Genomic DNA, 6,190 nt, shown 5'->3' on the forward strand with positions numbered 1-6,190 from the left:
GAGCTGGTGTCGGTCCAGTCCGGCCGCGGTGCGGCATTCGTTGTCGTTCGATTACCTGACGGACGCCGCCGTTCAATTCGCCGATCGATAACCGATCTTGTAACCGCTTCGCCGGAAGCGCGAAGCGAGTCGAAGTCGGCGCCTCGCATCAGCGTTCGAACCCTGCTCACATTGATGCACCATTTGAACAGCATGGTTACCTCCCGTTCCAAGGAGGTGATTCGCGATGAACGTGCAATCAAAACCGTACCGCGTAGCGTCTCAGTCCCTCGTAAAGCTTCTTACCCCGAGCACGACAGTCCCGCGTCCGTGGCTCGATCTGCCGCCGGAGACGCGGAAACAACTTGCTCAAAAACTTGCCCCCCTGTTGATGCGGATGCGGTCAATACGCGCGCCGACAAAGGTGGATCGGCATGCTGAGAGCGACGAATAACCCGGACGAGCGCGTCACGGCCGAGCATCGCGGCAAGCTCGCCTACATCTATGTCCGCCAGTCTTCCGTAAACCAGGTGCGCCATCATCAGGAAAGCACGGAGTTGCAGTATCGTCTGATCGATCGTGCCGTCGCTCTTGGCTGGCCACATGAACGCGTGCACGTCATCGATGAAGATCTCGGCAAATCCGGTTCGGGCTGCGTCGAGCGAGAGGGCTTCAAGAAGCTAATCGCGGAGATCGGGCTGGGAAACGCGGGGCTTGTCATCAGTCTTGACGCCTCCCGGCTCGCCCGTAACAACCGCGACTGGCATCAACTCCTCGATCTGTGCTCATTGTTTGGCGTCATCATCGCTGACGGCGAACGGCTCTACGATCCGTGCGCTTATCACGACCGCCTGCTGCTGGGCTTGTCCGGCATCATGAGCGAGGCGGAGCTGCACCAGATCAAGCAACGCCTGCATCAGGGTGAGCGCCAGAAAGCGGCACGCGGCGAATTGCGCCTTGGCCTTCCCGCCGGATTGGCTTACGACCGCTCAGGCCAAATCATCCTCAACCCCGATGAGGAGGTGCAGGCAAGGCTGTGCCTGGTCTTCAGCAAATTCCGCGAGTTAGGAAGCGCGCGGGCAGTGATGCGCTACCTACGCAAGGAGAATTTGCCGTTGCCAATGCGCCCCCTTCGTGGTCCGGCGCCGCACGAAGTGGTTTGGCGTGAGGCCAGCAACCCGCGGGTGCTCAGCATTCTCCATAATCCCGGCTATGCTGGGGCCTATGTCTATGGTCGGCGGCGGCAGACGGGTGGACGCGTTCGCCAGGACGTTTATCGTCCGCGGACGACTAAGGTCCCCATCGCGGACTGGGAGGTCTGTTTGGAAGCGGCCCATCCTGGTTACATCGGCTGGGAGCAGTTCATGGAGAACCAACGGCGATTGGAGAACAACATCAACCGCTACGAAGCCGGCCATTCGGGCTTGCCGCGCAAGGGCGCCGCGCTGCTGCAGGGCATCGCTGTCTGCGGGCGGTGCGGTCGCCGGATGAGTTTGCGCTATAGCGGCCCTGCGGGAAACTATCCCGTCTACGCATGCCGCGCCGACCGCGGCCACGACGGAGGGCCGTTATGCCAGGAGGTGCGCGCTCTGCCGGTCGATGCACGCGTCGAAAGCATTCTACTCGAGGCTCTGACGCCGGACAGGATTGCTATCGCCGTCGCCGCACTGGGCCAGATGGAAGAGGAGGCCCGTCAACTCGAGCGTCAATGGGCTCTGCGGCGCGAACGTGCGCGCTACGAGGCGGAAAGGGCACGGCGCCAATATGATGCAGTCGAGCCAGAGAACCGCTTGGTGGCCCGTTCGCTGGAACGCGGATGGGAGGAAAAGTTGCGCGCGGCCGCGGCCATCGAGCAGGACTATGAACGGTGGCGGTCCGACGAGCCCCTGGTTCTCAGCGAGGCAGATCGCGACGGGTTATTGGCACTCGGAGAGAACCTGCCTGGCATCTGGCATGCCCCATTGACCACGGCGGCCGAGCGAAAGAGCATCTTACGCCTCATTATCTGCGAGGTCGTTCTCGATCAAAAACGGCTGCAAGGACAGGTCTGGATCAAGATCTTGTGGCAAACGGGAGCGACGAGCGAGCACTCTGTCCAAAGGCGCGTTCATACCTATGGCGACTATATCGATATCGACAAATTACGAGCGCGCGTGACGGAGCTGAACGCCGCAGGCAAAATGGACAAGGAAATTGCGTCGGTACTGAACGCGGAAGGCTTCCGTGCCGCACAGAATTGCGCCTTCAAAGGTGACAATGTCTGGCTCTTGCGCAGGCGTTGGGGCATTCCAACCGTCAAAATCAACGGAACGAGCTCCAACCCCGTCAGGTGGCCAGACGGAACCTATTCCGTTCAAGGAGCTGCTGCAGCTCTTGGCATTACGCCGCAGACCATCTTCAAATACCTGGCACGAGGCCTGATTCAAGGCCGGCAGCTAGTGAAAGGACAACCATGGCAGATCGAACTGATGGAGGACCAGATCGACATTCTACGCGCTCGCGCTCAACGCAATAGACGATCGAGGAAACAGGCATCATGAAATCATTGGTGATCCCGTGGTGGCAACCGCTATCCTCGATCGATTGCTGCACCATAGCCACGTGATAACAATCCGTGGTGACAGCTACAGACTGCGAGAGAAACGTCGTAGTGGACTCCTACAGAAGCCCGCAACGACACTCGGCATGGAGAGCAACTAGCAATCCTTGGCGGACCAGATTTGTGTGTCGCCAGAGGACCAGTTCACGATGACGCTTGATAGTTGCTCCAAACGGTTGTCTCGATGTGTGTACATGGAAGGTGCCCCCTGATCCGTTCTCACCGTCGGTTATGAGATCGGTTGTTTTCGGCGCGCCTGGCACCGCTGACCTCCCAGGGGAATGCATCTGTCCGCTTCGCTACTACGACGCCAGTTCCGAAGTCTATTGCTGATTCCATGCTGCAGATCCCCCAGTTTCAATACACCGATCTCGCAACGCCGTTTGAGGGCGCGCATTGGATTCAAGAATGCGGAAATTGAAGAGGGCCGGGCCTGGCGGTCACGATAATCGAGAGTGAGCGCGACGAACAGCCCACCTTTTCTTTTGTGAATGAGGCCTCGAGATAAGCTCTATCATTGATAGGAGTGGACCGGGATGGTTGGAGATCGCGCTGATGCCATGCTTGAAGTCATGGATGAAGGCATGCATGAAGCCAGGCATGAGGGAAAGTATCGGCGGATCGAGGTGATCACCGGTCGGCGGCAGCGGCGGAATTGGACTGACGAGGAGAAGGCGCGGATTCTCGCGGAGAGCGCAGAACCTGAAGTGAACATTTCGGCTGTTGCGAGGCGCTGGGGCGTCAATCGCGGCTTGCTGAATGTGTGGCGACGGGAAGCCGGACTAACCTCTCAACGGTCGGCAAAGACTAGTTTGCCGCCTGCCGTGTTCGTGCCGGTGACAGTGGTTGGGGATGGCGCACGACACGAAGGCTCGCCATCGAATGCCCCAGAGGTTCTCGCTGGCCGAATTGAGATCGAGATTGCGGGCGCACGCATGACGGTCATCGGCTCGGTAGCGCCTGAACTGGCGCAGGCGATGGTAGCGGCGTTGCGAGGGCGCCGGTGATCGGAGTTTCGCCAAATGGCGTGAAGATCATGGTTGCGACGCAACCCGTCGACTTCCGGCGCGGCATGAATGGCCTGGTAGCTTTGGTGGCGTCAGCCCTTGCGGCCGATCCCTATTGTGGCGACGTGTTCGTGTTCCGCGCCAAGCGTCTTGATCGGCTTCGCTGCATTTATTGGGACGGATCAGGCATGATCCTAGCGACGAAGTGGTTGGAGGCGGGCAAGTTCGTTTGGCCTCCGATCCGCGATGGCGCTATGCAGATGAGTGCCCAGGAGTTCTCGCTTTTGCTGGCCGGCATTGACTGGACGCGCGTCAAACGAAACGCGGTGAGGAGGCCCTCAAAAGCAGGCTGATCCTATTGGTTTTGCTTGAAGATTCAGACCCGTGTGGTAGGGTCTGTCATGCCGCTTCGACCCGATCCCTTGCCCCAGGATGCTGCGCAATTGACCCGGATCATTCTCTCGCTCGACGAAGAGAATGCCGATCTCAAGGCGCGCGTTGCCTTCCTTGAGCGCCAGCTCTTCGGGACGAAATCGGAGAAGATGACGACGATCGATCCAACGCAGGCAATGCTCGATCTTGGCGATCTAGGCGACATTCCCGTTGCTGCCAATGACGATGTCGCGCCGGTCGATGAAGACAAAACGCAGGCACGGCGATCGCCAGCCCGCAATATCGGCCGTTTGCCGAAACACCTTCCGCGTTATGACGAGCTCATCGAGCCAGCGAGCAAGACTTGCCCCTGCTGTTCGTTCGAACTTCATTGCATCGGCACTGATGTCAGCGAGGCGCTCGACATCGTGCCTGCAGTAGTCCGGGTGAAACGGACGATCCGGCCACGCTATGCATGCCGGGCTTGCGAGAGTGGCATCGTGCAAGCACCCGCACCAGCACGCATCATGGACGGCGGCATGGTGACCACGGCGTTTGCAGCCCATGTCGCCGTTTCGAAGTTTGCCTGGCATTTGCCGCTGCATCGCCAGGCGCAGATGCTGGCCTCCTGCGGCGTCATCATTGATCGCGGTACGCTCGGGGCATGGGTCACGCGGGTCGCCTGGTGGCTCGAACTTCTCTACGATGCACTCACCGCCTTCATCCGCTCGCAGCCGAGGGTGTTCTGTGACGAGACGCCACTTCCGCGCCTCGATCCGGGGCGCAAACGAACCAAGGTCTGCCAGTTATGGGCACAAGCGGTTGACGATCGGCCATGGAACGGTCCGGCGCCGCCGGCGGTGGCCTACATTTTTGCCGAAAGCCGCAGCGCTCGCGAGATCGAGGGGCAACTGTCGTCGTTCGCCGGCGTGCTTCAGGTTGATGGATATCAAGCCTATAAAACCATGGTCAAACGACGCGGCAAGAGCAACGTTGCCCCCATGCGGCTGGCCTTCTGCCTCGCTCATGCACGGCGAAAGTTCGTTGACGTCGTCAAACTGACCGGCTCTTCGGAGGCCTTGTCGATCCTTGCCAGGATTGCCGAAATCTATCGCATCGAAGCAAAACTACGAGGGGAAGATGAAGATACCCGGCTTAGCGGCAGGCGTCGTGAGGCAGCTCCCATCATGAGAGAACTGAAGGTCCATCTCACCGAACTGAGCGACGAGGTGTCGTCGAAATCGGCACTTGGCAAGGCAGTCACTTACATGCTCAACCACTGGAGCGGATTGACAGCCTTTCTAGAGGATGGCCGGATCGAGGTGGACTCCAATGTCGTCGAGCGTTCCATGAAATCCGTGGCTTTGACGAGAAAGAACTCATTATTCGTGGGCAACGAGCGGGGTGGAAAGACCTTCGCTGTCCTGGCATCGCTCGTGAACACGGCAAAGCTTAACGGCGTGGACCCCGACGTCTGGCTTGCCGATGTGCTGGAGCGCATCATCTCCGGCAAAGTGAAAGCCAACGAGATGGAGAGCCTTTTGCCTTGGGCCTGGAAGGCGGAACGCGAAGCGATGACACAGCAGGAGCGACAAGCGGCATGACACAGAACAGCCAGGAGATGACGCCGCGACCGAAGCTCGATGACGACGCATTCGAAGCCTTTATCAGGAGACGTCGTCCGCCATCGCCTATCTGGTCAATGAGCAGACTCGATGGTTATCTTACGGCCCTCATCATCGGCCCCAGGTTCATCGACCCACGGCAATGGATCCCGGAACTGACCGGCCCGGATGCCCTAAACCTGCCGATGGAAACAACCGAACATCGGGCCGTGCAGACGATCGTTGCAGAGTATAATCGGATATCTGCAAGCCTTTCCGAGAGACCGAAAGACCACCGGCCAAGGTTCACCCAGATCGATGATCAGACCCTTGATCCATTTGATTGGGACATCTGCTTTCTCATTGGAACACGACACGCGCCAAGGCTTTGGCAGCCTGTCCTTCGAGGTCATGCCGTCACTGGGGATATCATTGCGCCGATCCGCAAGCTCGGCGAGGTAAAACGGAAAGCGACCCACCAGGATGCTGCTGCCGTCGCCGAAGCACTCGTCAATATCCGAACCTATTTTATGCCGAAGCGGGCAAAGCAGAAGTTCTGACCGAGAGCCAGAAAGCCAGAAACCTATTTAGTCAAATCACGAAAGCCGTGGGCCATTCGTTGCGCTCAC

6 protein-coding genes and 1 pseudogene are annotated in these 6,190 nt (G+C 59.0%); 6 read left to right on the forward strand and 1 reads right to left on the reverse strand.

What is annotated here, in order from left to right:
• Positions 1-194 (reverse strand): hypothetical protein (locus AS026_RS42815; RefSeq protein WP_205634470.1); only part of this gene is annotated, 194 nt, incomplete at its 3' end.
• 219 nt (positions 195-413) lie between these two features.
• Here AS026_RS42815 and AS026_RS32120 point away from each other — a divergent pair.
• The 6 genes and pseudogenes from AS026_RS32120 (at position 414) to AS026_RS32140 (ending at position 6,121) form a co-directional block, all read left to right on the forward strand.
• The gene (locus AS026_RS32120; RefSeq protein ID WP_028749699.1) at positions 414-2,519 is read left to right on the forward strand and encodes a recombinase family protein; all 2,106 of its coding nucleotides are present in this window, start codon (positions 414-416) and stop codon (positions 2,517-2,519) included.
• A 1-nt stretch (position 2,520) separates the two neighbouring features.
• Positions 2,521-2,679: pseudogene (locus tag AS026_RS40720) on the forward strand (ATP-binding protein); the annotation flags it as partial.
• A gap of 435 nt (positions 2,680-3,114) precedes the next feature.
• Complete coding sequence (tnpA, locus tag AS026_RS32125; protein ID WP_062368489.1) at positions 3,115-3,585, forward strand: IS66-like element accessory protein TnpA; 471 nt, start codon at positions 3,115-3,117, stop codon at positions 3,583-3,585.
• Entirely contained in the window at positions 3,582-3,938 is a 357-nt protein-coding gene (gene tnpB / locus AS026_RS32130) for an IS66 family insertion sequence element accessory protein TnpB (RefSeq protein WP_028749713.1), read from the forward strand. Before tnpA ends, tnpB begins: the two co-directional genes overlap by 4 nt.
• Before the next feature lie 48 nt (positions 3,939-3,986).
• Entirely contained in the window at positions 3,987-5,561 is a 1,575-nt protein-coding gene (tnpC, locus tag AS026_RS32135) for an IS66 family transposase (RefSeq protein WP_028749712.1), read from the forward strand.
• On the forward strand, positions 5,558-6,121 hold the full coding sequence (locus AS026_RS32140; RefSeq protein WP_062368490.1) for a UPF0149 family protein: 564 nt from the start codon (positions 5,558-5,560) through the stop codon (positions 6,119-6,121). The genes tnpC and AS026_RS32140 overlap by 4 nt, the downstream gene beginning before the upstream one ends.
• The last annotated feature ends 69 nt before the right edge of the window (positions 6,122-6,190 follow it).

The sequence above is a fragment of the Rhizobium altiplani genome (assembly GCF_001542405.1).
Taxonomy (GTDB): domain Bacteria; phylum Pseudomonadota; class Alphaproteobacteria; order Rhizobiales; family Rhizobiaceae; genus Rhizobium; species Rhizobium altiplani.